The sequence below is a fragment of the Micromonospora sp. WMMA1923 genome (assembly GCF_049179195.1).
Taxonomy (GTDB): domain Bacteria; phylum Actinomycetota; class Actinomycetes; order Mycobacteriales; family Micromonosporaceae; genus Micromonospora; species Micromonospora yangpuensis.
The window spans coordinates 1,174,468-1,197,932 of record NZ_JBMHLZ010000001.1 but is presented as its reverse complement, the minus strand read 5'-3'; the positions used below and the strand labels follow the sequence as shown (position 1 = coordinate 1,197,932).

The 23,465-nt window shown below is 72.3% G+C and carries 18 protein-coding genes; 8 read left to right on the top strand and 10 right to left on the bottom strand.

Annotation, left to right across the window (positions count from 1 at the left end):
* The first annotated feature begins 136 nt into the window (after positions 1 to 136).
* The 3 genes from ACN28G_RS05450 (at position 137) to ACN28G_RS05440 (ending at position 3,330) form a co-directional block, all read left to right on the top strand.
* Entirely contained in the window at positions 137 to 805 is a 669-nt protein-coding gene (locus ACN28G_RS05450) for a class I SAM-dependent methyltransferase (protein WP_091435768.1), read from the top strand.
* A 66-nt stretch (positions 806 to 871) separates the two neighbouring features.
* Entirely contained in the window at positions 872 to 2,092 is a 1,221-nt protein-coding gene (locus ACN28G_RS05445; protein WP_421480863.1) for a cytochrome P450, read from the top strand.
* 65 nt (positions 2,093 to 2,157) lie between these two features.
* Entirely contained in the window at positions 2,158 to 3,330 is a 1,173-nt protein-coding gene (locus ACN28G_RS05440; protein WP_217628781.1) for an alpha/beta hydrolase family protein, read from the top strand.
* A gap of 76 nt (positions 3,331 to 3,406) precedes the next feature.
* Here ACN28G_RS05440 and bioD read toward each other — a convergent pair whose 3' ends face one another.
* Positions 3,407 to 4,135 carry a dethiobiotin synthase gene (gene bioD / locus ACN28G_RS05435; protein ID WP_091435766.1) on the bottom strand — a complete coding sequence of 243 codons (729 nt, stop codon included), beginning with the start codon at positions 4,133 to 4,135 and terminating at the stop codon, positions 3,407 to 3,409.
* Complete coding sequence (locus tag ACN28G_RS05430) at positions 4,132 to 5,280, bottom strand: 8-amino-7-oxononanoate synthase (RefSeq protein WP_091435763.1); 1,149 nt, start codon at positions 5,278 to 5,280, stop codon at positions 4,132 to 4,134. Before ACN28G_RS05430 ends, bioD begins: the two co-directional genes overlap by 4 nt.
* Positions 5,281 to 5,615: 335 nt before the next feature.
* Here ACN28G_RS05430 and bioB point away from each other — a divergent pair, with 335 nt between their 5' ends.
* From bioB to ACN28G_RS05410, 4 genes are all read left to right on the top strand, one after another.
* Positions 5,616 to 6,611, top strand: a complete 996-nt coding sequence (bioB, locus tag ACN28G_RS05425) for a biotin synthase BioB (protein WP_091435761.1) — start codon at positions 5,616 to 5,618, stop codon at positions 6,609 to 6,611.
* Positions 6,608 to 6,805, top strand: a complete 198-nt coding sequence (locus tag ACN28G_RS05420) for a hypothetical protein (RefSeq protein ID WP_421478576.1) — start codon at positions 6,608 to 6,610, stop codon at positions 6,803 to 6,805. Before bioB ends, ACN28G_RS05420 begins: the two co-directional genes overlap by 4 nt.
* 807 nt (positions 6,806 to 7,612) lie before the next feature.
* Complete coding sequence (locus ACN28G_RS05415) at positions 7,613 to 10,009, top strand: M14 family zinc carboxypeptidase (RefSeq protein ID WP_421478575.1); 2,397 nt, start codon at positions 7,613 to 7,615, stop codon at positions 10,007 to 10,009.
* Positions 10,010 to 10,210: 201 nt separating this feature from the next.
* On the top strand, positions 10,211 to 11,167 hold the full coding sequence (locus ACN28G_RS05410; RefSeq protein ID WP_421478574.1) for a hypothetical protein: 957 nt from the start codon (positions 10,211 to 10,213) through the stop codon (positions 11,165 to 11,167).
* Between the two features lie 625 nt (positions 11,168 to 11,792).
* Here ACN28G_RS05410 and ACN28G_RS05405 read toward each other — a convergent pair.
* Entirely contained in the window at positions 11,793 to 14,729 is a 2,937-nt protein-coding gene (locus ACN28G_RS05405; protein WP_421478572.1) for a glycoside hydrolase family 9 protein, read from the bottom strand.
* 205 nt (positions 14,730 to 14,934) lie between these two features.
* Between ACN28G_RS05405 and ACN28G_RS05400 the strand changes: the two genes are divergently transcribed.
* A complete protein-coding gene (locus ACN28G_RS05400) occupies positions 14,935 to 15,339 on the top strand; it encodes a VOC family protein (protein ID WP_091435748.1) in 405 nt (134 codons plus the stop codon).
* A 72-nt stretch (positions 15,340 to 15,411) separates the two neighbouring features.
* Here ACN28G_RS05400 and ACN28G_RS05395 read toward each other — a convergent pair whose 3' ends face one another.
* The 7 genes from ACN28G_RS05395 to ACN28G_RS05365 form a co-directional block, all read right to left on the bottom strand.
* Positions 15,412 to 16,455, bottom strand: a complete 1,044-nt coding sequence (locus ACN28G_RS05395; RefSeq protein ID WP_421478571.1) for a GNAT family N-acetyltransferase — start codon at positions 16,453 to 16,455, stop codon at positions 15,412 to 15,414.
* A 233-nt stretch (positions 16,456 to 16,688) separates the two neighbouring features.
* Positions 16,689 to 17,396, bottom strand: a complete 708-nt coding sequence (locus ACN28G_RS05390) for an amino acid-binding protein (RefSeq protein WP_091435745.1) — start codon at positions 17,394 to 17,396, stop codon at positions 16,689 to 16,691.
* Positions 17,397 to 17,528: 132 nt separating this feature from the next.
* Entirely contained in the window at positions 17,529 to 18,575 is a 1,047-nt protein-coding gene (locus ACN28G_RS05385; protein ID WP_091435743.1) for a LacI family DNA-binding transcriptional regulator, read from the bottom strand.
* Between the two features lie 85 nt (positions 18,576 to 18,660).
* On the bottom strand, positions 18,661 to 20,091 hold the full coding sequence (locus ACN28G_RS05380; protein WP_421478568.1) for a GH1 family beta-glucosidase: 1,431 nt from the start codon (positions 20,089 to 20,091) through the stop codon (positions 18,661 to 18,663).
* Positions 20,088 to 20,930, bottom strand: a complete 843-nt coding sequence (locus ACN28G_RS05375; protein WP_091435738.1) for a carbohydrate ABC transporter permease — start codon at positions 20,928 to 20,930, stop codon at positions 20,088 to 20,090. The genes ACN28G_RS05380 and ACN28G_RS05375 overlap by 4 nt, the downstream gene beginning before the upstream one ends.
* A 10-nt stretch (positions 20,931 to 20,940) precedes the next feature.
* Positions 20,941 to 21,912, bottom strand: a complete 972-nt coding sequence (locus ACN28G_RS05370) for a carbohydrate ABC transporter permease (RefSeq protein ID WP_091435736.1) — start codon at positions 21,910 to 21,912, stop codon at positions 20,941 to 20,943.
* A gap of 112 nt (positions 21,913 to 22,024) precedes the next feature.
* Positions 22,025 to 23,314 (bottom strand): ABC transporter substrate-binding protein, encoded by a 1,290-nt coding sequence (locus ACN28G_RS05365; protein WP_091435733.1) that lies wholly within the window; start codon positions 23,312 to 23,314, stop codon positions 22,025 to 22,027.
* Between the last annotated feature and the right edge of the window lie 151 nt (positions 23,315 to 23,465).

The following is a 23,465-nucleotide window of genomic DNA, read 5'->3' as shown; positions in this document are numbered from 1 at the left end:
GCAGAAACGGACAGCCGGTAGAGGGGCGTCTTCGCGCGAACCGTCAACTATGGGGCGGCTTTTCACCGACAGTGATGAACCCTTCACGGCCGACCCGCGACACGCCGAGTAACCGTCGGGAGGGACAATCACCGCCATGTCCGACCTCCACGCCACCTTCGTCCGGCTGCACGCCCGGCTCGCCCCGGTCGCCTTCGTGCCCGAGGTACGCCTGCACCAGGCCGACGAGCCGATCGGGTTGTGGGAGCTGACCGAGGGCGAGTTCCGCAGCGCCCAACCGCCCCCGTTCTGGGCCTTCGCCTGGGCCGGCGGGCAGGCCCTGGCCCGGTACGTCATCGACCATCCGACGGTGGTCGCCGACCGGCGGGTGCTCGACCTGGCCGCCGGCAGTGGGCTGGTGGGCATCGCCGCCGCGCGCTGCGGCGCGACCAGCGTCCGCGCCGTCGAGGTCGACGAGCGTGCGGTGGCCGCGGTCGCCCTCAACGCCGGCGCCAACGAGGTACGCGTCGACGCCGAACTCGGCGACGTGCTGGACACCGACGCCGCCGACGCCGAGGTGGTGCTCGCCGGGGACGTCTTCTACAGCGAGGCGATGGCCAACCGGATGCTGCGGTTCCTGCTGCGCGCGGCCCGCGGCGGGGCCCGGGTGCTGGTCGGCGACCCGGGGCGGGCCTTCCTGCCCCGGGACCGGTTCCGGGAGCTGGCCAGCTACCAGGTGCCGGTGCCGCCGGCGCTGGAGAGCGTCCGGGTGAAGCGCACCACGGTGTGGGAGCTGAACCCCGCCCGACCGCGCGCCGACGGCTAGCGTGTCGAGGTGCTGTTCCGGAGCTGGACGGCGGTCGCCGACACCGCGGGACCGGACGTGGACGCCATGGCGTCCGGCGGCCCGGACGCGGCTGGCGCGCGGCCCGGGTGGCCGGACGTGGCGAGCGTCGTCGACCACGTCGGCGTACGACATCTGGTGGTCACCCGGCACGCCCTGGTCCGTCAGGTGCTCGCCGACCCGCAGACCTACCGGCCCGACAACGCCCTCGACGCGGTGACCCCGGTGCCGGTGGCCGCGTTGCGGGTGCTCGCCGGGCACCGGTTCCGGTTGCCGCCGACACTTGCCAACAACGCCGGCGCCAGCCACCCGCAGATCCGGGCCATCGTCGCCGAGGCGCTGCACCCGAGCCGGGTCGAGGCCCAGCGCGGCTGGCTGACCGGGCTGGTCCGCCGCCGGGTCGCCCGGATCGGTGCCGCGCTGCGCGCCGGCGTACCTGTCGACCTGCACGCCGAACTCGCCGCCGACCTGCCGCTGCTGGCCCTGGCCCGGCTGGTCGAGCTGCCCGACGCGCCGCTGGGCGCGGTGAAGGACTTCGCCCGCGCCGCCCTGGAGTTGTTCTGGGCGCCGCTGGACGCCGACCGGCAGCAGGTGCTCGCCACCGAGGTGGGCCGCTTCCACCGGGTGCTGCGTGACTTCGCCGCCACCGGACCGGGGCTGGCGGCGCGGCTGCGGGCGGCCGGGCACGGCCCGGACGTCGTGGTCGGGGCGCTGTTCTTCCTGCTGGTCGCCGGGCAGGAGACCACCTCGCAGTTCCTCACCCTGCTGCTGCACCGGTTGACCGGCGAGCCGGCGATCCTGGCCGGGCTGCGCCGGGGCACCGTCGACGTCGCCGACGTGGTCGAGGAGGGGCTGCGCCTGGAGCCGCCGATCGTCACCTGGCGACGGGTCGCGGCCGTCGACACCACGCTGGGTGCCACGGCGGTGCCGGCGGGCACCAGCATCGTGCTCTGGCTGGCCCGCGCCGGCCGGGACGCCACCGTGGTCGACCGGCCCGACGAGTTCGTACCCGGTCAGCGCGGGTCCCGCCGGCACCTGGCCTTCGGGGCGGGCGCGCACCGTTGCGTCGGCGCACAACTGGCCCGGCTGGAGGCGACCGTGGTGGTCGACGAGCTGGCCCCGCTGCTGCCCGGCCTGACCGTGCTCCGTCCACCCTGGTACCCCGACAACCTCACCTTCCGCATCCCCGACACCCTCCTCGTGTGTAAGGAAGGGCCCCCTGTTAACGCATTCGGTAGAGAAGGGTTCCCCGCTCACCGGCACGGCTGACCGCGAACCGGCAGAAGTGGGTAGGGGGGCAGCGACAGACTGCGATATCGGCCACCATGGGTGCCATGTCGAAGCCCACCGTGATGACGGCAGCACCGGCACCGAAACGACGCCCGCGCAGCGTCCGGGCGCTTGCCGTACTCCTGCTGACGCTGGTGGTACTCCTGCCTGCCGGTGCGGTCGCGGCCCCGCCAGCGACGACGTCCGGTCTGCACCTGCCCCCGCCGACCGGCCGGCACCCGGTCGGTACGACCTGGTTGCACCTGACCGACCGGGAACGACCGGACCAGTGGCGGCCCGAGCTGCCCCGGGAACTGATGGTCACCATCTGGTACCCGGCCCTACGCACCGCCGAGCCGCCCGCGCCGTACACCACGGCGGAGGTCTCCGCCCGGGTCCTCGCCGCCACCGGTCTGCCGGTGCCGCCGGACCTGCTCACCACGGTCCGCACCAATTCCCGTCGGGATGCCCCGGTACGGCCGGGCCACTGGCCGTTGGTGCTCCTCTCCCCCGGCTTCACGCTCAGTCGGGAGTCGCTCACCGGGCTCGCCGAGGAGCTGGCCAGCCGGGGGTACGTGGTCGCCGGCGTGGACCACCCGTACGAGGCGTACGGGATCGAGTTCCCCGACGGTCGGGTCATCGGGTGCCAGGTGTGCGACGAGTGGGGCACCGGCACCCCCGCCCGGGTCGTCGAGGGCCGGGCCGCCGACCTGGCGTTCCTACTCGACCAGCTGACGGGGGTCCGGCCGGCCTGGCCGGGGGCCCGGTTCGTCGACCACCGCAGGATCGCCGTGGCGGGCCACTCCATCGGGGGCGCCAGCGCCGTGCACACGCTCCGCACCGACCGGCGGGTGGACGCCGCCGCGGTCCTGGACGGCACGCTCTTCGTCCCCGTCCCGCCCGGCACGGTGGACCGGCCGGTGCTGCTGGTCGGCGCGGAGCGGGTGCCGGACCACAGCTGGGTGCGGGACTGGCCCGGCCTGGCCGGGTGGAAACGGTGGCTGACCGTCACCGGCACCGGGCACATGTCCTTCACCGACCGGCCGGTCCTCGGCGCTCAACTCGGACAGGACCCCGGGCCGCTGTCGGGCGAGCGGCAACTGCTGATCACCCGGACGTACCTGACCGCCTTCGTCGACCGGCACCTGCGCGACCGGCCGGTCCCACTGCTCGACGGCCCCTCCCCCCGCTTCCCCGAGGTTCTCTTCACCCCCGGCGGGGTTCTGCCCGGTCGGTGACCGCAGTCGTCCCGCCCCGCCGCAGGTCGGCGGGGCGGGCATTCAGGTGGTGGGGACGAAAAAGATGGCTGGTACGTCAGCCGGCGTCCTCGGCCCAGGAACGCCAGTCGTCGAGCACCCCGTACAGCACCGGGGTCAGCCAGCCGGGGGCGGAACGGCGGAACACGCCCGGGTCCATCGAGCCCGCCCCGGCGGGTAGCGCGCCGAGCAGGTTGGGCACCAGGTCGCTCAGGTTGGCCCAGTGCACCAACTCCGGCTCGGCCGGCCAGGCGCCGATGACCACCCCGGCCGGTACCGCCCGTCGCTGCAGGGCCTCCAGGGTCAGCGCGGTGTGGTTGAGCGTGCCGAGGCCGGCGCGGGCGACCACCACGGCCGGCGCGTCCAGCGACACCGCCAGGTCGGCCACCGTCCACGGCTCACCGGAGGGACGCACCCCCATCGGTACGAGCAGCCCGCCGGCCCCCTCGATCAGCACCAGGTCGTGCTTGTCGATCTCCTCGCGGATGGCGTCGACGGCGTGGTACAGCTCCAGCGGCTCCAACTGGGCCACCCGGGCCGCCGCGAGGGGGGCCAGCGGATCGGGGAAGCTGGCCAGGGTCCGGCCGGTCGCCGGGGCCGCCAGCCGGGTCACCGTGTCGAGATCACCGGGCCCGCCGTCGGCCGTACCCGTCTGACCGGGTTTGATCACCGCGACCCGCAGCCCGGCGGTCTGCGCCGCAGCGGTGATCGCGGCGGTCACCACCGTCTTGCCGACCTCGGTGTCCGTGCCGGTGACCAGGACCGGACCGTGCCACGCGTCGCTCATAGCACTTCCTGTGGGGCGCAGGTGACGATCGTGGTCAGGGCGCGGTCGAAGTCGGGCCGGGGTACGCCGGCGTTGACGGTCAGGCGCAGCCGGGAGCGGTTGTCGGGGGTGGACGGTGGCCGGAAGCAGCCCACCGCGACGGCCCGGTCGGCGCAGTCGGCCGCCCAGCTGACCGCCGCCGCCGGGTCCGGCGCGGTCACCGACACCACCGCCGCGTCCGGTGCGGAGACGGTCAGGCCGGCGGCGCGTAGCCGGTGGACCGCGGTGGCGACCCGGTCGGTCAGCTCGGCCCGCAGGTCGTCGCCGGTGCGGGCCAGCTCGACGGCGGCGTGCACGCCGGCCACGATCGCCGGCGGCAGCGCGGTGTCGAAGATGAACGTCCGACCGGTCTCGATCAGGTGCCTGACGAACCCGGCCGGGGCGGCCACCACCCCGCCCGCGCCGCCCAGCGCCTTGGACAGGGTGGCGGTCAGCACCACGTCCGGCGCGCCGGCCAGCCCGGCGGCGGCGACCCCGCCGGCCCCGCCCGGCCCGACGACCCCGACCGCGTGCGCCTCGTCGACCAGCAGCAACGCGCCGTGCCGGCGGGTGACGGCGTGCAGCCGGGCCAGCGGGGCGAGGTCGCCGTCGACGGAGAAGACGCTCTCGGTGACCACCACCGCCGGTCGCCCCTCGGCGGTGGCGAGCACCTCGGCCACGGCGTCGGGGTCGGCGTGCGGCGTGACGACCGTCTCCGCGCCGGAGAGCCGGCAGCCGTCGATGAGCGAGGCGTGGTTGTGGGCGTCGGAGACCAGCAGGGTACGCGGGCGGACCAGGCCCCGGATCGCGCCGAGGTTGGCCAGGTAGCCGGAGGAGAAGACCAGACTCCGCTCGGTGCCGAGCCAGTCGGCCAGGGCGCTCTCCAGCTCCTGGTGGGCCTCGGTGGAGCCGCGCACCAGACGGGAGCCGGTGGCGCCCAGGCCGTACTCGGTCAGGGCCTTGGCCGCGGCGGCGGTGACCTCGGGGTGCCGGGCCAGGCCGAGGTAGTCGTTGCCGGCCAGGTCGGTCACGGCGTCGCCGGCGGCGCGCGGGCGCAGCCGCCGGGTGAGCCCCGCGCGGGCCCGCAGCTCGGCGCGGCGGTCCAGCGCCGCCAGCCAGTCCGCCACCGTGTCCCCCTTCGTCCGCCGGGATCTTCGTCCGCCGCCGGGACCGACCCCCACCGGCCCCGCCGTGGTCTGCGGCGGCAGACACCACCGCCCGGTACGGCCGGGCCCCGCCCCGGGTCCGCCGCCCGGCGTCGATCCGCCGCCGACCGGGGCGAAATTACCATCTTTGCCGCCCGTACCGGCGTGGCGGCGGGCCTGCCCGCCCTCGCCGGGCGTGCCGGACGGTGGTGGGTCCCGAGCCGCCCGGCGTGCCGGAGCGTGGGTCGCGGTCCGGCCGGCCTGCCGCACCGGCGGCGGCGTTCCCGCGCGGTACGCGGCCTTGTAGGGTACGAGCCATGCCAGAGATCCTCGACCAGGCCCGGACCCAGGTGCTGGAGAACGGCGTCGGCCTCGACGAAGCCGGCGTCCTCGCGGTGCTGAACCTGCCCGACGAGCACCTGTCCGCCGCGCTGCAGCTCGCCCACGAGGTGCGGATGCGCTGGTGTGGTCCGGAGGTGGAGGTCGAGGGGATCGTCTCGCTGAAGACCGGCGGCTGCCCGGAGGACTGCCACTTCTGTTCCCAGTCGGGGCTGTTCACCTCCCCGGTGCGGTCGGTGTTCCTGGACATCCCGTCGCTGGTCGAGGCGGCGAAGCAGACCGCGGCCACCGGGGCGACGGAGTTCTGCATCGTGGCCGCCGTCCGTGGCCCGGACGCCCGGCTGATGAAGCAGATGCGCGAGGGCGTGGCCGCCATCAAGGCGGCGGTCGACATCCAGGTCGCCGCGTCGTTGGGCATGCTCAGCCAGGAGCAGGTCGACGAGCTGGTCGAGATGGGCGTGCACCGCTACAACCACAACCTGGAGACCTGCCGCTCCTACTTCCCCAACGTGGTCACCACGCACAGCTGGGAGGAGCGCTGGGAGACCCTGCGGATGGTGCGGGAGTCGGGCATGGAGGTCTGCTGCGGCGGCATCCTGGGCCTGGGCGAGACGGTGGAGCAGCGGGCCGAGTTCGCCGCGCAGCTGGCCGCGCTGGACCCGCACGAGGTCCCACTGAACTTCCTCAACCCCCGGCCGGGCACCCCGCTCGGCGACCGCCCGGTGGTGGAGGGCAAGGACGCGCTGCGGGCCATCGCCGCCTTCCGGCTGGCCATGCCGCGCACCATCCTGCGGTACGCCGGCGGTCGCGAGCTCACCCTCGGCGACCTGGGCACCCGGGAGGGTCTGCTCGGCGGGATCAACGCGGTGATCGTCGGCAACTACCTGACCACCCTGGGCCGGCCGGCCACCGACGACCTGAAGCTGCTCGACGACCTGAAGATGCCGGTCAAGGCGCTCTCGGCCACCCTGTGAGCGCGCCGTTGGCCCAGCGCTGGTGTGACCGGTGCGGTGAGCCGGCGGACGCCGGGGCGCACCCGGCGTGCGCGTCGGCGCGGGCGCTGGAGCCACCCCGGTTCTGCGCCCACTGCCGGCGACGGATGAAGGTGCAGATCCTGCCGGCCGGCTGGTCCGCGGTCTGCGTCGAGCACGGCGAACTGCGCGGCTGACCCGTCCGGACCGACCACGTGGCCGCCCGGCCCCGCATCGTCCGAAAGGATGCCGCCCGACCCGGCGAGACCCGGGCCGTCCGGGTCGGACCCCGCCGGGCGGATGCCCTGTCGCCCACGCCCCGACGGGGCCGTTTCGAACCGGCACGACCGGTGGTGCGGCTCCGCCGCCAGGGTGAGTCCACCCTGGCGGAACCGGTGATTGTCCGCTGGTCCGACGCGGTGCGGGTGGTGCCGGACCGCGCCGATCCGGCCGGGGGCACCCGTCCTGCCGCAGCCTCGCAGCGGTACGTCGGTACGACCGGACGTCCGAGGCGCTTGTCCGGTTATGCGATGGATCTGGATCCGCCGATCGGCGGCCTGCGGCCGGCCGGGCGCGGTGACGTTGGAGCCGGCCGGGCGATACCCGTGCGGACCCGCACCATCCCCATCGGATCCCGCTGACCGACGCCGATGACCCCGCGGGCCTGCCGGGCAGCGCTCCCAGGGCGTGTTACAGCCGGTGAGCGGTCCGCAGGGGTGATTGACAGATCAAGTCGGGGCCGTCCAGGATTGGCCAACCCCACCGGCCCCCACCTGCACATCCTCCCGCCACTCCCCCCGCCCGACACCGGCTGCCCCTCGGGGTACGTCGATGTCCGGGCAGCCGTCACGACCTGACCGGGTGACACCCCCACGCCGTACGTCCACTGTGGACCAACGGCGGATCACCCGGTCCGCCGTACCCCTGGAAGACCAGCGGCACCGTCAGTGAAAGGTAGCGACATGTCCCCCTCCTCCCTGCCTCGGTGGCGAAGGCGATTCCCCGTGGCCACCGCCGCGGCGACCGCCCTTCTCCTCCTGGCCGGTCCGGCCACCGCCGTGACCGCCGCCGCCCCGGACGACAACCACGAAGTCCACGCCGAGCACCTCGAACGCTTCGCCGACGAGGACGCCAGCGTCGTCGAGGTCACCGTCGCCGACCGCACCGAACTCGACGAGCTGGTCGCCACCGGCGTCGACCTGGACCACCACGTCTCCCAGACGGAGTCCGGCATCGTCGTACACGCGGTGGTGACCCCGACCGAGATCCAGGGCCTCAAGGCCCAGGGTTACCAGGTGGGCAAGGTCCTGTTCGACTCGGAGGACTCCGAGGACCGGGTCGCCGAGCGCGAGGCGACCATCGCCGAGCACAAGGCCGAGAACCAGGCCTTCACGGCGAGCCTGGCCCGCAGCGCGGCCGTCTCCGACGTCAAGATCACCCGCGCCGACTACTACACCTCCGGCACCAACCAGGTGCTCAGCGTCGAGGCGAAGTGGGCCCAGGGCCAGACCTCCACCAGCGCCCTGACCGTGACCCGCGACAGTGGACCGGGCACCGCGATGGGCTCCGGCGGCACCCAGAACATCACCCGCTTCGTCGACGCCGGCGTGTACCTGTACCACCGGGGCGCGGCCACCGTCACCGCCCGCCCCGACAAGATCCGGATCACCAGCCCCACCGGTGACGTGGCGGAGGTCCAGGTCAAGGAGTGGCTGCCGATCTCCGGCGACGCACCCGAGGGACCGGGCTACCAGAAGGACTTCGTCAGCAGCTACCTCACCCCGACCGAGCTGTACGACCGGATCAAGCGCCTCGCCGACCAGTACCCGCAGCTGGCCGAGATCGTCGAACTGCCGTACAAGACCAACGGGTACCGGCGCAAGGCCCAGGTGGTGCTCGGCAGCGCCAACGCCAACCGGGTGGCCGTCGACTCGCTCGCCTGGGGCCACGAGGGAGGCAACGACATCTCCGTCGAGCTGGTCAACCCCGGCGCCGCCGACCAGGCCCTCTCGGTCAGCCTGACCGACAAGGCCATCCGGGTCAGCCTGGCCACCGACGGCAACGGTACGCCCACCAGCACCGCCGCCCAGGTCGCCGCGGCCATCAACGCCTCGGCGGGCAGCCTCGTCAAGGCGTACACCTATCGGGGTAGCGTCGGCGACGGCGTGGTCGCGCCGGTCGCGCGGACCGCGCTCACCGACAACCTGAAGGCCCCGGCCTCGGTCTCCCGCGACCCGCACCCGGTGTACGCCATCCGGATCGGCAAGTTCCGCGACGGCAGCAAGACCGGCGTGCTCGCCTACGCCCAGGAACACGCCCGGGAGTGGGTGCCGCCGCTGGTGACCATCGAGACCGCCGAGCGCCTGCTGCGCAACGCCGCCACCGACGAGAACACCAAGCAGCTCCTGCGTACCCTGGACATCTGGATCGCCCCGTCGATCAACCCGGACGGCGGGCACTACTCGTTCTACGACTTCAACTCGCAGCGCCGGAACATGACCAACCACTGCGCCGAGGGTGGTTCGACCGACGCGCTGGCCCGCAACTCGTGGGGCGTGGACAACAACCGCAACTACACCGAGTTCAGCCTCTTCGACGGGTTCTCGGGCGCGTCGACCAGCTGCACCAGCGACACCTTCGCCGGCCCGAGCGAGCTCTCCGAGCCGGAGAACAAGAACCTGGACTGGCTGGCCCAGCGGGCCAACATCAAGTTCTCGATGAACCTGCACTCCTCCGGCAACTACTTCATGTGGTCGCCGGGCGCCTACGCCACCCCGGGCCGGATCTCCGCGCCGCGCCCGACCCTGGCCGAGGAGTCGTTCTTCTGGGGCGCGTCGTCGCGGATCCTGACCGCCATCAAGCGGCACCGGAACCTGGCGGTCACCCCGGCCCGCACCGGCCCGATCTCCGACGTGCTCTACTCGGCGGCCGGCAACTCCGGTGACATGCTCTGGTACAAGTACGGCATCTACGCCTGGAACTTCGAGGTCGGCACCTCCTTCCAGCCGACCTGGGACGAGGCGCACCAGCAGACCCTGGAGTACTCCAACGGTCTGGTGGAGCTGATGCGGGTCGCCCGCGACTACGACAAGGACAAGAAGCGCCCGACCAGCACCCTGGTCACCAAGCCCAGCGCCACCGAGGGCATGGTGGACGTGACCTTCGAGACCAGCGAACCGGCGGCGGTCTTCTACACCCTGGACGGCAGCAAGCCGACGTACGAGTCCACCCTCTACGCCGCGGCGGGTCTCCGGGAGGGAGCCGAGACCCTGACCGTGCCGTACGGCACCAAGATCTTCTGGTTCTCGGTGGACGCGGCCGGCAACATCGAGAAGAACTACCGGCCCGACACGGACGCCAAGAACTGGAACCGGGGCTTCGCCCTCATCTCCGACAGCTGACCGATCGTTCCTCTCTCCCCCGGGTGCGGCCGGGGCACCGGATCCGGTGCCCCGGCCGCACCATCCCCATCCCCCCACCCGCCGCCCGCGGGGCGCCCTGCGTGGATCCTGGACACTTATCGTTCTATTTGGACGGTAAGTGTCCAAAATCTATCCGGGTACGGGGCAGTGGGCGCGAGTGAGGGGTGGGAGGGTGGGTGGGTGTGGTCGGTGCCGGGGGTGGGGGACGATGACGCGCTGGCGTGGGTGACGTTCGAGCAGTCGGGCATGCTCACCACCGGCCAGGCCACCGACCTGCTCACCGAGGGACGGGTACGCAGCCTGGTCCGGTCCGGACGGTGGCGCTCGATCTGTCGGGGCGTACTGCTCACCGGCAACGGCCAGCTCACCCGGGACCAGCAACTGTGGGCGGCGGTGCTCGCCTGCGGACCGGGCGCCCTGCTCGCCGGGGTCACCGCAGCGACCGAGGCGGGCGTACGGGGACTGCGACGCGAGCCGCTGCACGTCCTGGTACCGGCCAGCCGTCGGGCCGGCCGGGGCGTACTGCGCGGAATGCCGCTGGACATGCCGGCGGTGACGGTGCACCGGACCACGGTGCTGCCGGACGCTCATCGGCAGGTGGCCAGACCCGGCCGGACCACTACCGCACGCTCCTTGGTGGACGCGGCTGGTTGGGCGCGGGACCCGGCCGAGGCGATGACGGTACTGGCCGCCGGCTGCCAGCAGCGCCGGGTGACCCCCGAGGAGCTCCGGGCCGTGCTGGACGACCTACCTCGTGCGCCTCGGCGAGAGCTTATCCAGCGCACGGTGGCGGACATAGCGGGCGGAGCACAGGCGCTCTCGGAGATCGACTTCGTCGGGTTGTGCCGGCGGTACGGGCTTCCCCGGCCGGAGTTGCAACACCGACGGGCCGACGCCGGCGGGCGGACCCGGTGGCTGGACGCCTACTGGTCCCGGTGGCGGCTGCACGTGGAGGTCGACGGGTCGCACCACATGGACGTCCGGCACTGGGCTGAGGACATGCAGCGACAGAACGACAACTGGGCCACCGGTGACCGGATACTCCGCTTCCCCGCCTGGCTGGTCCGGGTCCGCCCGGACGAGGTCGCCGAGACCCTCCGCCGCGCCCTGGTCGCCGCCGGCTGGCGTCCCACCTGAGCCACCCCACGCGCCGGATCCCCGCGTACCCCCCGCACACCACCCACGCCCGGCCGGTCCGGCCGGCACGCGACGGGGCGGACGGGAGGGAACGGGACGGACGGGAGGGGACGAGGCGAGGCAGCACGAGGGCGAGACGCAACCGGACAGGGCGAGGCGAGGCTGGCGGGACGAGGGCGAGGCAGCACGAGGGCGAGGCAGCACGAGGGCGAGGCAGCACGAGGGCGAGGCAGCACGAGGGCGAGGCAGCACGAGGGCGAGGCAGCACGAGGGCGAGGCAGCACGAGGGCGAGGCAGCACGAGGGCGAGGCAGCGTCAGCAGCGCACGGCACGAACCGCGATGCCGCAGTGACGCGGCCGGCCGGGGTAGCGGAGCTACACCTCAGCCACCGACCACAACCCGCACCTACCCCACCCCGCACCGCCCCACCTGTCCGCGCCTCCGGTTCCGTACCGCGTAGATCTTGGACACTTACCGTCCAAATACGACGGTAAGTGTCCAAGATTCACTGATCAGCCCGCGCGGCCCGTGCGGCCCGTACGGGCTGCACGGGCCGTGCGACCCGCGCGGCCTACGCGGCCTACGCGCAGGGTCGCACGGGCCTGCGGCCCTGTGCTTGGGCGGTCAGGTGGTGGTGCAGGGGGTGCCGTTGAGGGTGAAGGAGGTGGGGCGGGGGTTGGTGCCGGTGTGGGTGCCGTTGAAGCCGAAGCTGGTCGAGGCCCCCGGCGCGAGGGCGCCGTTGTAGGACAGGCTCGTCGCGGTCACCGTCGTACCGCTCTGGTTGACCGTCGCCGACCAGGCCTGCTGCACCTTCTGCCCGGTGCTGGGGAAGGTGAAGGCGAGGTTCCAGCTGGTCAGGGCGGTGGTGCCGGTGTTGGTGACGGTGACGGTGGCGGTGAAGCCGTTGCTCCAGTCGTTGGTGGCGTACCCGATCCGGCACGACGAGGTGGGTGTCGAGCCGGTGGTCACGGTGACGCTCGGTGAGGGGGCCGACGGGTTGCCGGCGGCGTCCAGGGCCACCACGTAGAAGGTGTACGCGGTGGCCGGGGTCAGCCCGGTCAGGGCGTGGCTGGTGCCGGTGACGGTGGTGACCGGCAGGTCGCTCGGCGTGGACCGTCGGTAGATCCGGTAGCCGGTCACCCCGACGTTGTCGGTGGCCGCGGCCCAGCTCAGGGTGAGCCCGGTCGGGCCGACCGCCGAGGCGACCGGGGTGCCGGGCGAGGTGGGCGGGGTGGTGTCGCCGCCGGTGCCGGCCGGGGTGGTGACCCGCAGCTCGGGCGAGCTGGTCGACTGGTTGCCGGCCCCGTCGCGGGCGTTGACCCAGAAGGAGTACGTCCGGGCCGGGGCGAGGGTGTCGATGGTCAGGCTGTTGGTGCTGGTGCTGTAGGTCGTCACCACGTCGCCACCGACCAGCCGCTGACGGACGACGTAGCCGGCCAGTCCGCTGCCACCGGTGTCGGTGGAGGCGGGCCAGGTGAGGGTGACGGAGTTGGCGGTGATCGCGGAGGCAACCGGGGTGCCCGGCACGGTGGGTGGGGTGGTGTCGGCGGTCGGGGTGCCCGGCTCGTCGCCCCAGACCCGGGTGCTGCCCGCATAGAGGGTGACCTTCCGGTTCGGCCCGGCGGTCGCCTGGTACGACGGGTCGTTGGTCGGGTCCCAGGTGCCGCCCTCCGGTACGCCGATCTTGAACTGGACCTCCATCCGGTGGGCCGACTGGCCGGCCGGGGCGATGGTGTGCCCGGTGCAGTCGACCTCGACGTACCAGATGTCGCCGGCGAACTGCCTCGCGGTCGTGGGCGCCGGGCAGCCCTGGGTGTAACCGGGGGTGACCTGCACCGGGCCGGTGCCGTCGGGGCGGAAGTAGTAGCGGAACTTCCCGTTGGTCAGCGCCCGCGCCGGGAACGCCGACTTGTTGTAGACGATCGCCTTCAGCCCGGTGGCCCGGGGTTCGGCCTGCATCACCGTGGTCTCCACGGTCAGCTCGTCGAGGTCGGGCCGCTCGGCGACCGGGAAACCGGCCAGCGGGGTGCCGCCGTACTCCTGGGTGAGCCGGGCCAGCGCGGAGGTGAACCCGGCGTTGTAGTCGGTGGCGACCTCGTTCATCACGTAGTCGTCGCGGTTGTCGGTGTAGGCGTCGTTGGGCGACGACGGGCCGCCGACCAGCGCGCCGTAGAGGACGTGGCGGGTCTCGGTCGGCACCTTGCTGCTGTCCCACCAGGAGCCGTGGGCGGTGCGGTGGTGCGGGTTCTTCGGCGGGTTCTGTCCGAAACCGACCACGTAGCTGGCGTTGCGGGGGTTGTCGCCGAGGGCGTAGTTGATCTGCCGGACGGCGAAGTCCTTGTACCGGGCCTTGCGGGTGGCGTCGGTGGTCCGGTCGCTGTAGACCAGGGCCGCGAAGGCGGTGTTGGCCGCGTACCGCAGCGCACCCCAGGAGTCGAGCACCGCCATCCCGCCCGGGGAGTACCGGACCTTCTCCCCGTTGACCCCGACGGTCCAGAAGTCCAGCCACCGGTTGGCGTCGTCGACGTACTTCTGCTTGCCGGTCAGGTTGGCCAGCAGCACGTACGCGCCGAACTGCTTGTTGTCCCAGGCGACCGTCCACTTGTACGAGCGCAGGGTGGACTGGTTCTCGGTGCCGAGCTTGTCGTACTCGCTCTCGGCCTTGGCCAGGTAGGCGGCGTCACCGGTGGCCCGGTGCAGCCAGATCGCCGCCCAGACCAGTTCGTCCTGGTAGCCGCTCCAGGACCGGTAGAAGCTGGTCGCGTCGGTGATGCACTCGTGGTAGCTCTTGCGCACCGTGTCGGCGAACGTGTACAGCTGCCTGGCGTGGGTGACCAGCTTGTCGGCGTACGCGGCGTCGGTGGGTCGGAACACCATGGACGACGCGGCCATCGCCGCCGCCGTCTCCCCCGCCAGGTCCGCGCCGCCACAGCTGGCATCGATCTTGTACGCCGGCCGCGCCATCGGCATCACCTCGGCCGGACCCCACCACTTGTGGTCGTCGTCGCCCTTGCCGACCTGTCCGTAGAGGACGTTCGGGGACGGGTGCGCCCTGACGAAGTAGTCGTTGACGAAGCGCAGGTTGTTCAGCAGGTGGGTGAGCTGCCCCGACTGGGCGTACCCGGCGCGGTACTCGACCGCGCCCCAGGCCAGCATGGTGGTGCTGAACGCCATCGGGAAGCCGAACTTGACGTGGTCCCCGGCGTCGTACCAGCCGCCGGTGAGGTCGAGGCCGACGTCGGCGCCGTCGGTGAGCGCCGAGTCGCCCCGCCAGGAGACCCGGTTCCACTCCGGCAGCTCACCGGACTGCTGTGCCTCGTAGAACAGCAGCGACTTCTGCAGGGCCTCGGCGTAGTTGAAGGTCGGCGCGGCAGCGTCGACGGTCGTCGACCCGGCAGCGCCGACGGTGGTCCTCGCGGCCGCTCCGTCGGCGGCCGGTGCGGCGGTGCCGGCCGAGGGCGTGCCGACGGCGAGCGCGAGACCGCTGGTCAACGCGATGCCGGAGGCGAGCAGGCGGCGCAGCCAGGGGCGCGGGCCCCGGGGCCGGGAAGGGTGGCGCATACCGGTGGCTCCTGTCGGAAAGGGTGCCCCGGCAGCTCCGAGGCGATGCGGGGACGGCATCGGGCGCGCTCGGAGCTGCCGGTGGCGGTGGTGGGGGTGGGGCTTCGGGGGTGCCAGGAGAGGCTTTCGGGAGCGCTCCCATGGATATCTGACAATGTATCCAGTCACCTGGCAACTTGGGAAGACCGACCGCTATGGTCGATCGATGTCGCTGATCGACCAGATCTCGGTGGGCGTGGCCGACTGCGCGCGGGCCGCCGCCTTCTGGGGCGCCGCCCTCGGATACGTCCGCCGTCCGCCCCGCTACCCCGGAGACGACTGGATCGTGCTGGAGCCCCCGCCGGGCACCCCGGGTACGGCCCTCGCGATGGACCTCAGCGAGAGCCCGGTGCCGGCCTACCCCCGCCTGCACCTCGACCTGAACGCCGGCGAGGTGGACCTGGACGAGGAGGTGGAGCGGCTGCTCGGGCTGGGGGCCAGCCGCGTCGACTGGGCACACTATCCGGCCGAACCCGAGCCGGGCGTGCAGCCGTACGTGGTCCTCGCCGACCCGGAGGGCAACCGGTTCTGCGTATCGGGCAACCGGCGCGCCGGCTTCTTCTTCGGCTGACCACCCCGACAGCGGCGGCCCCCGCACCGCCCGCCCCGGGGTCGGGCCGCCACCCCGACCCGGGGCCGGTCGTCAGCTCGGGCTGGGAGCGGTGACGGCGAGCGGGACGGTGACGGTCAGCACCGGGCCGTCCCGGTCGACCGGAGCGGGCCGGCCGAGCCGGCGCAGGGCCCGCAGCATGGGCCCGTTGTCGGCCTGGGTGTGCAGCACCAGGGCGACGTACCCGGCCTGCTCGGCGTGGCGGACCAGCCGGCGCAGCAGGGCGGTACCCAGCCCCCGGCGCTGCCAGTCGTCCCGGACCAGCAGGGCCGCCTCGGCCTCGTCGCCCTCGGCGATCAGGTTCGCCATGGCCACCACCGGCTCGCCGGGTGCGTCGACGTCCGTGGCGAGCAGGGTCAGTCCCCGGTCCGGTTCGACCAGCCGGCGCAACCGCGCGGGCGTGGGCAGCCCGGCCCCACCGAGGTAACGCCGCTGCCGGCTCTGCGCCGAGCAGCTCTCGTGCAGGGCACCCACCGCGGGTACGTCGTCGGCGGTGGCCACCCGTACGGCCAGCTCCGCGCCGTCGGAGAGGACCAGGGTGACCTGCTCGGCGCTGCGGCGCACCGCCGCCGCCGCCAGCTCGACCAGGGCCTGTGCCCGGGCGAACTCGGCCGGGGTGAAGCTCGGCGCGGCCCGGCGCAGCAGGTAGGTGCCGCCGGTCGGGTCGGCCAGCCGCATGGTGGTGTCGCCGATGCCGGGCCGGTCGGCGGCCGGTGCCGGACGCCAGCTCACCTCGTCGGCACCGAGCAGCACCCGCAACGCCTCACCCGCCGCCTCCGGGTCGCGGACCAGCCGGGTGGCCAGGCCGAGCACCCGGGTCGGCTGGTCGGCCAGGCCGCGCGCCTCGCTGCGCGCCACCCAGCAGTTGCGGCCCCGCCCCCGGGCCACGGCGGCCAGCAACTCGGCCTCGTCGAGCTCCTCCGGGGCGTCGACGAGGAAGTCGTCGACCGCGCCGGCCTCGGTGGTGTGCACCTGGACGGTGAGGATGTTGACTTCACGAAGAGCGAGGCTCGCGGTGAGCACCGACAGGTAGCCCGGCCGGTCGTCCACGGTCGCCCGGATCCGCCACAGCGCCATGTTCACTCCTTTCACCAGGTACGACCATCGCCGCCGCCTGTTGCCGGGGCGTTGCCCGGTGGTGACGGGCGACGACTGAGGCCGGCATCACAACCCGGTCCGGACAGCGATCGAGCCGACCCCGAACCGGGGTCGGCTCGCGGCCGACAGGTCCCGCGAGGGACCAGGGCCGCAGCTCCGGACCCCGAACCGGGGCAGAGCCGTCGTCGCGTACCGGGCGTCGGGCCCGGCGGTCAGGAGCCGGTGGTGGCCACCGGCGGGGTCGATCCGACCAGGTCGAGCCGGTCGCCGAGGATGACGGCGCTGGCCCGGACCAACTGGGCGAGCCGGTCGACCTCGGTGCTGTGGAAGGCGGCCGGGTTGAGCGGCTCGCTCTGCTCCCGCGCCACCACCAGCACCAGCCCGGCCCGGCCGAACGGGGCGAGCGCGAAGTGCCCACCGCCGGCCGTGGTGACCGCCCGGGGCCGCAGCGGGGTCACCTCGGGCAACCGCAGCGGTACGGGGGCCTTCCAGCTCGCGTGCCCGACGGTCGGCCGGCCACCGCCGTCGCGCGAGGCCCAGTCCAGCGGTACGACCGCGGCCACCGCCCAGTCGGCGGCCAACAGCCCCGGCACCGCGTCGACCAGGGTCGCCAACCCGTCGGTCGGGTTGGCCGCGACCTGGGCCAGCAGCTCGGCGTCCTGGCCGGTGGTGGTGGGCGCGCCGATCGCCCGCCACACCCCGTCCACCCGGACGCCCGGGATGGCCGCCAGACCGGCCAGCAGCCGCTCCACCCGGCCCGCGCCCGGCCAGACCACCGTGAAGTCGTCGACCGCCCGCCCGCCGAGCCGCTCCAGCACGACGACCTGGACGATGTCCGCCCCGGAGACCCCGAGGGTGCGGGCCACCTGGCCGAGTGTTCCGGGTCGGTCCGGCAGGGTCACCCGAACTCTCAGCAACATGTCTGTCCCTCCACTCGGCGGGCCGGCACGGTGGCTGGCTAGGCGACAGCCTGCCGGATGACCATTTCGCCCCTGTTGCGGCTGGATGACCTGGGGTGAAAATCTGCCCTTGACAGCGGAGTCGAGCTGCGCTCAGGCCGACGTGCGGCGGACCACGTGGGTGTCCAGCAGCACGTGCGGGGAGGGCACCTCCGCGCCACGGATGCGGGCCACCAGCAGCAGGGCCATCTGTCGGCCCATCTCCTCGATCGGCTGGAAGACGGTGGTCAGCGGCGGGTCGGCCTGCCGGGCCACCGGCGCGTCGTCGAAGCCGATCACCGCCACGTCCTCGGGCACCCGCCGGCCCGCCTCGCGCAGCGCCCGCAGCGCGCCGAAGGCCATCAGGTCGGAGGCGACGAAGACCGCGTCGAGATCCGGGCAGAGCTGCAGCAGGCGGCGCATGCCCGCGGTGCCACTGCCCTCGCTGAAGTCGCCGTACGCGATCAGGTCGGGGTTGATGCCGGCCCCGGTCTGCCGGACCGCCTCCCGGTAGCCGGTCAACCGGGCCAGGCCGGCGCCCATGTCCTGCGGGCCGGCGATCGTGGCGATCCGGCGTCGCCCCTGGTCGAAGAGGTACTCCACGGCGTGCCGGGCGCCACCGACGTTGTCCACGTCCACGAACCAGCCGGGGGCGGCGGACGGGTGCAGCATCCGGGCCGGCCGGCCGCCCAGCACGGTCGGCAGGCCGCGCTCCTCCAGCAGGGTGGGCAGCGGGTCGGCGTCGTGCAGCGAGAGCAGCAGGACGCCGTCGACGTGCTGGTTGGTCAGGTGGTGCTCGACCCGTTCCCGCTCGACCGGCGACTGGGCCATCGCCAGCCAGAGCTGCATCGGGGTCTCCAGCAGTCCGGAACTGATCCCCCGGACGATGGCCGCGAAGAAGGGCTCGGTGAAGACCCGGTCGCCGGACTCGGAGACCACCAGGGCCACCGAGTCGGTCCGTTGGGTCACCAGGGCCCGGGCGGCCCGGTTCGGCACGTAGCCCAGCTCGGCGATGGCCTGCTGGACCGCGGCCCGGGCCTCCGGGCTGACCTGGGGCGAGCCGTTGACCACCCGGGAGACCGTGCCCCGGCCGACACCGGCACGCGCGGCGACCGCGTCGAGGGTCGGGCGCCCGAGCGAGCGGGTGCGCTGCGTTGTCATGGTGTGCTCCTCCGACGTCCGGCGGGCCCGGTGCCGTCCCCGGCGGGGACGGCACCGAAGCCGCTCGTGACTGGCTGGCCCTCGCCTATTGTGCGGCCAGACCGTTGCGTCGGATCACCTCGGCGTACCACCTGGCGCTGGACTTGGGAATGCGGTGCTGGCTGTCGTAGTCGACGTGGATCATGCCGAACCGCTTGGTGTAACCCCAGGCCCACTCGAAATTATCCATCAGTGACCAGGCGAAGTACCCCTTCAGGGGCACTCCGGAGTTGATCGCGGCGTGCGCGGCGCGCAGGTGGGCGTCGAAGTAGGCCAGCCGGTCGACGTCGTCGACCTCGCCGTCGGTCACCGTGTCGACGAAGGCCGAGCCGTTCTCGGTGACGTACAGCGGCAGGTCGGTGTAGTCGTCGTGCACCCGGCGCAACGTCTCGACCAGCCCCGGGGCGTCGATCTCCCACTGCATGTCGGTCACCGGGACGCCGCGCGTGACGAAGCGCACGTCCTCGCTGCCCGGCCAACTGGAGGGCGCCGGCGTCTCGGGCCGCGGCCGGGCCTCGACCGGCGCGGCGACCACGTGCCGGCTGTAGTAGTTGACCCCCACCATGTCCAGGTCGGTGGAGATGGTGGCCAGGTCACCGTCGCGCACGTGCCCGAAGTCGGACACCTGGCGGAGGTCCTCCCGCAGGTCGACCGGGTACGAACCACGCAGCAGCGGGTCGAGGAAGAAGCGGTTCATCAGCCCGTCGATGCGGCGGGCGGCGTCCACGTCCGCGGGCGAGTCGGTGGCCGGGGTGACCGGGTACAGGTTGACCGTGACGCCGACCTCGGCCTGCGGGCGGGCCGCCCGCAGCGCCTGCACCGCGAGCCCGTGTCCGAGCATCAGGTGGTGTCCGGCGCGGACCGCGTCCGCCCCGGCCGTCCGCCCCGGGGCGTGCACCCCGGAGCCGTACCCGAGGAACGCCGAGCACCAGGGCTCGTTGAGGGTCGTCCAGTACCGGACCCGGTCGCCGAGCGCGTCGACGACCAGCCGGGTGTAGTCGGCGAACCGGGCGGCGGTGTCCCGGGCCGGCCAGCCACCGGCGTCCTCCAACGGCTGGGGCAGATCCCAGTGGTAGAGGGTGAGCCACGGCTCGATGTCGTGGGCCAGCAACTCGTCGACCAGCCGCCGGTAGAAGTCCAGGCCCTGCTGGTTGGCCGCACCGGAGCCGGTGGGCTGCACCCGGGGCCAGGCGACCGAGAACCGGTACGACTGCAGGCCGAGGCCGGCCATCAGCCGGACGTCGGAGGCGACCCGGTGGTAGTGGTCGCACGCCACGTCACCGGTGTGCCCGCCGACCACCCGCCCGGGGGTGTGGCTGAAGGTGTCCCAGATCGACGGCCCCCGACCGCCCTCGGTGGCCGCGCCCTCGATCTGGTATGCCGCCGTGGCGGCGCCCCAGAGGAACCCGGGTGGGAAGGTCAGCTGCCGAGCCTGGTCGAGCACGCCCACAGCGGGCGGTCCTGCGGGGTTGCTCACGACTTGACGGCACCTTCCATGATGCCGCCGATGATCTGGCGGCCGAACACGAGGAACACCAGCACCAGCGGGATCGTGCCGATGGCGGTGGCGGCGAAGACCTGCGAGTAGTCGGTGTAGTAGGCGTACGACAGGAACGCCAGCGACACCTGCAGGGTCGGGTTCTCCGGGCTGAGCACCGCGTACGGCCAGAGGAACGAGTTCCAGGTCTCCATGAAGGTGAGCAGACCGAGCACCCCGGCCGCCGGGCGCAGCGCCGGCAGCACGATGTTCCAGTAGATCCGGAAGGTGCTGGCGCCGTCGACCCGACCGGCCTCGATCAGCTCGTCGGAGATCGCCTGGCTGGCGTACTGCCGCATCATGAACACGCCGAAGGCGCTCACCAGGAACGGCACCGTGACCGCGTAGAGGGTGTCGTACCAGTTGAGGGACTGGATCATGCCCCAGAGCGGGATCAGGCCGAGCTGGGTCGGGATCATCATGGTCACCACAATGGCCAGCAGCAGCACGTTCTGGCCCCGGAAGCGCAGCTTGGCGAAGGCGAACCCGGCCAGCGAGCCGGTGATCACCACCGACAGCGTCACCACCGACGAGACGATGATCGAGTTCATCATGCCGGTGAGGAAGTTGGCCGCGCTGTTGTCCAGGACCCGGCCGAAGTTGTCGCCGAACGCGCTGCCGGGGGTCAACGGCGGCGGCACGTCGTTGATCGAGTCGAGGCTGCGGGTGCCGATGACCACCATGTAGTAGAACGGGTAGATCGACAGCAGCGCGGCGAGGACGAGCGCGACGTAGGTAAGTGGACTGGTGCGCCAGAGGCGCTGGGAAGCCGAGGTCACGACTCTCTCCTCACTTGGCCGAGCGGCGGACGAGCAGGAAATTGATCATCGAGACCAGCACGATGATCAGGAACATCGCCCACGCGACCGCTGCGCCGTAACCGGCGGAGTTGAGGTTCGTGATGCCCATCTCGTACATGTACATCGCCAGGGTCTGGAACTCCCGCAGGTTGCCACCGGTGATGCTGCCGTTGGCGAAGAGCAGCGGCTCGGTGAAGAGCTGCATGCCACCGATCGTGGAGAGGATCACCACGAAGACGAAGGTGGGCTTGAGCATGGGCAGGGTGATCTGCCAGAACTGCCGCCACTGGCTGGCGCCGTCGAGCGCGGCGGCCTCGTAGAGGTCGCGCGGGATGGCCTGCATGCCGGCGAGCAGGATCAGCGTGTTGTAGCCGGTCCAGCGCCAGTTGACCATCGAGGCGATCGCGGTCCACGAGCTCCACCGCTGCGAGTCCCAGGAGATCGGGTCGACCCCGACGAAGCCGAGCATCCAGTTGAAGAGGCCGAAGTCGCGCTGGAAGAGCATGCCGAAGACGATCGCGACGGCGGCCACCGAGACCACGTTGGGGATGAAGATGGCCATCCGGAAGAAGGTCTTGGCGCGCAGGAAGGTCCGGTTGAGCAGGTTCGCCAGGAAGAGCGCCAGCAGCAGCTGCGGGATGGTCGACAGGGCGAAGATGCCGAAGGTGTTGACCAGGGCGTTCCAGAAGTAGTCGTCCCGGATCAGCTGGGTGTAGTTGTCGAGCCCGATGAAGGTGTGCTCGCCGATCATGTCCCAGTCGTGCAGCGACATCCAGGCGGTACGCAGCATCGGGTACAACCCGAAGGCGCCGAAGATCAGGAAGAACGGCGCGATGTAGAGGTACGGGGAGTACTTGAGATCCAGACGCGAGAGGGTGTGTCCCTTGGGCCGCCGGGAGGATGGCTCACGGGGTGGTGGTGCTGCTGGTGACGGCGGTGCCGTCGTGGCCGACAGGCTCATTGCGGTTTCCTTTCCCGGCGAGAAGGAGGGGGATCTCGCGCAGGGTGGTACGCGGAACGGGACCGACCGGTGGCGTCCGGGTCATCCCCGAACGCCACCGGGTGGGACTGGCTCAGAAGCGGCCCTGGATCGCCGCGTCCTTCTGGAACTGCTCCCAGGCCTTGGCCTTGTCGGACTGCCCGTTCTCGAACGACCGCAGTGCCGGCTCCAGCGCGTTCTCCTTGACGGCCTGGTGCTTCGGGCCGAGGTGGACGGGCTGGATCTTGGCGACGCTCTCACCGAAGATCTTGCCGGTCGGCGCGCCGCTGAAGTACTCGTTGGTGTAGCTGAGGAACGCCTCGTTCTTCAGCGCCTCCAGGTTGGTGGGCAGCGGGCCGGTGGCCTTGAAGGCCTCCACCTGGCTGTTGGCGTTGGTCAGGAACTCCGCGAGCTTCGCGGCCTCCTTCTGGTGCTGGCTCTGCGCCGGCACGGAGAGCCAGGAGCCGCCCCAGTTGCCGCCGCCGCCCGGCACCGCCGCGACGTCCCACTTGCCCTTGTTGGCCTCGCCGGAGTTCTCCGCCACGATGCCGAGCATCCAGGACGGGCAGAAGGTCGCGGCGAAGGTGCCCTGCTTGAAGCCACCCGACCACGCCGGCGACCAGGTGGCGGCCTTGGCGGAGATGTCGGACATCGAGGTCGCGGTCTCCCAGGCGGCCTGCACCGCCGGGCTCTTATCCGCGATGATGTTGTTTTCCTTGTCGTAGAACAGGTCACCGTTCTGCTGGAACAGCACGGCGTTGCTGACCGCGGTGATCGAGTCGATCATCGCCTTGCCGCCGCTGCCCGCCTTGTACTTGCGACCCGTCTCCAGGAAGGCGTTCCAGTCCGGCCAGAGCGCCGAGACCTGGTCCCGCTCGGTCGGCAGCTTGGCCGCCTCGAACAGGTCCTTGCGGTAGCAGACCGCGAGGCTGCCGACGTCGGTCGGCAGGCCGAGCAGCCGGCCGTCCTGGGCCTTGCCCAGCTCCCACTTCCAGGGCAGGTACTCCTTGGAGTGGTCGGCGACCAGCGGGGCGAGGTCCACCCAGTTCGCCGGGTTCGCCTTGAACTCGTTGAGGATGCCCTCCTCCAGCGCGACCACGTCGCCCGCGCCCTTGCCGGTGGCCAGGTAGCGGACCAGCTTTGGACGGTAGTCGCTGAGCTGCGCGGTCTTGCGCAGCTCGATCTTGATGCCGGTGTCCTTCTCGTACTGCTTGACGAGCTCGTCGTAGCCCATCTCGCCGAAGGTGTCGACGACCAGCTTGGCGGGCTTGCCGTCCGCCTGGCCCGAGCCCTCGTCGTTGCCGCAGGCCGTGAGACCGCCGAGTGCGGTGATCGCGGCAAGGGCGGCGACCGCAAGGCGGTTACGCCGCGTGGTGACGCTCATCCTGACCCTCTTTCGGTGGTGAGGCAGTGGGTTCCGTGGTGGGGTGTGCTGCTGACGCCGCCGGTCCAGACGGTGGTCGGGGCGGTGGCGAGTACTCCGGCCCGTTGTTTCCGTGGGACTCCGGGAGCGCTCCCATGAGACTGCCGTCGGG

What these genes read in the sequence shown, in the direction of transcription:
- ACN28G_RS05445 (WP_421480863.1), top strand. Translation starts at nt 872, where the DNA reads ATGGCGTCCGGCGGCCCGGACGCGGCTGGCGCGCGGCCCGGGTGGCCG.
- ACN28G_RS05440 (WP_217628781.1), top strand. Translation starts at nt 2,158, where the DNA reads ATGTCGAAGCCCACCGTGATGACGGCAGCACCGGCACCGAAACGACGC.
- ACN28G_RS05370 (WP_091435736.1), bottom strand. Translation starts at nt 21,912, where the DNA reads ATGAGCCTGTCGGCCACGACGGCACCGCCGTCACCAGCAGCACCACCA.
- bioD (WP_091435766.1), bottom strand. Translation starts at nt 4,135, where the DNA reads ATGAGCGACGCGTGGCACGGTCCGGTCCTGGTCACCGGCACGGACACC.
- ACN28G_RS05400 (WP_091435748.1), top strand. Translation starts at nt 14,935, where the DNA reads ATGTCGCTGATCGACCAGATCTCGGTGGGCGTGGCCGACTGCGCGCGG.
- ACN28G_RS05395 (WP_421478571.1), bottom strand. Translation starts at nt 16,455, where the DNA reads ATGGCGCTGTGGCGGATCCGGGCGACCGTGGACGACCGGCCGGGCTAC.
- ACN28G_RS05390 (WP_091435745.1), bottom strand. Translation starts at nt 17,396, where the DNA reads ATGTTGCTGAGAGTTCGGGTGACCCTGCCGGACCGACCCGGAACACTC.
- ACN28G_RS05365 (WP_091435733.1), bottom strand. Translation starts at nt 23,314, where the DNA reads ATGAGCGTCACCACGCGGCGTAACCGCCTTGCGGTCGCCGCCCTTGCC.
- bioB (WP_091435761.1), top strand. Translation starts at nt 5,616, where the DNA reads ATGCCAGAGATCCTCGACCAGGCCCGGACCCAGGTGCTGGAGAACGGC.
- ACN28G_RS05385 (WP_091435743.1), bottom strand. Translation starts at nt 18,575, where the DNA reads ATGACAACGCAGCGCACCCGCTCGCTCGGGCGCCCGACCCTCGACGCG.
- ACN28G_RS05405 (WP_421478572.1), bottom strand. Translation starts at nt 14,729, where the DNA reads ATGCGCCACCCTTCCCGGCCCCGGGGCCCGCGCCCCTGGCTGCGCCGC.
- ACN28G_RS05450 (WP_091435768.1), top strand. Translation starts at nt 137, where the DNA reads ATGTCCGACCTCCACGCCACCTTCGTCCGGCTGCACGCCCGGCTCGCC.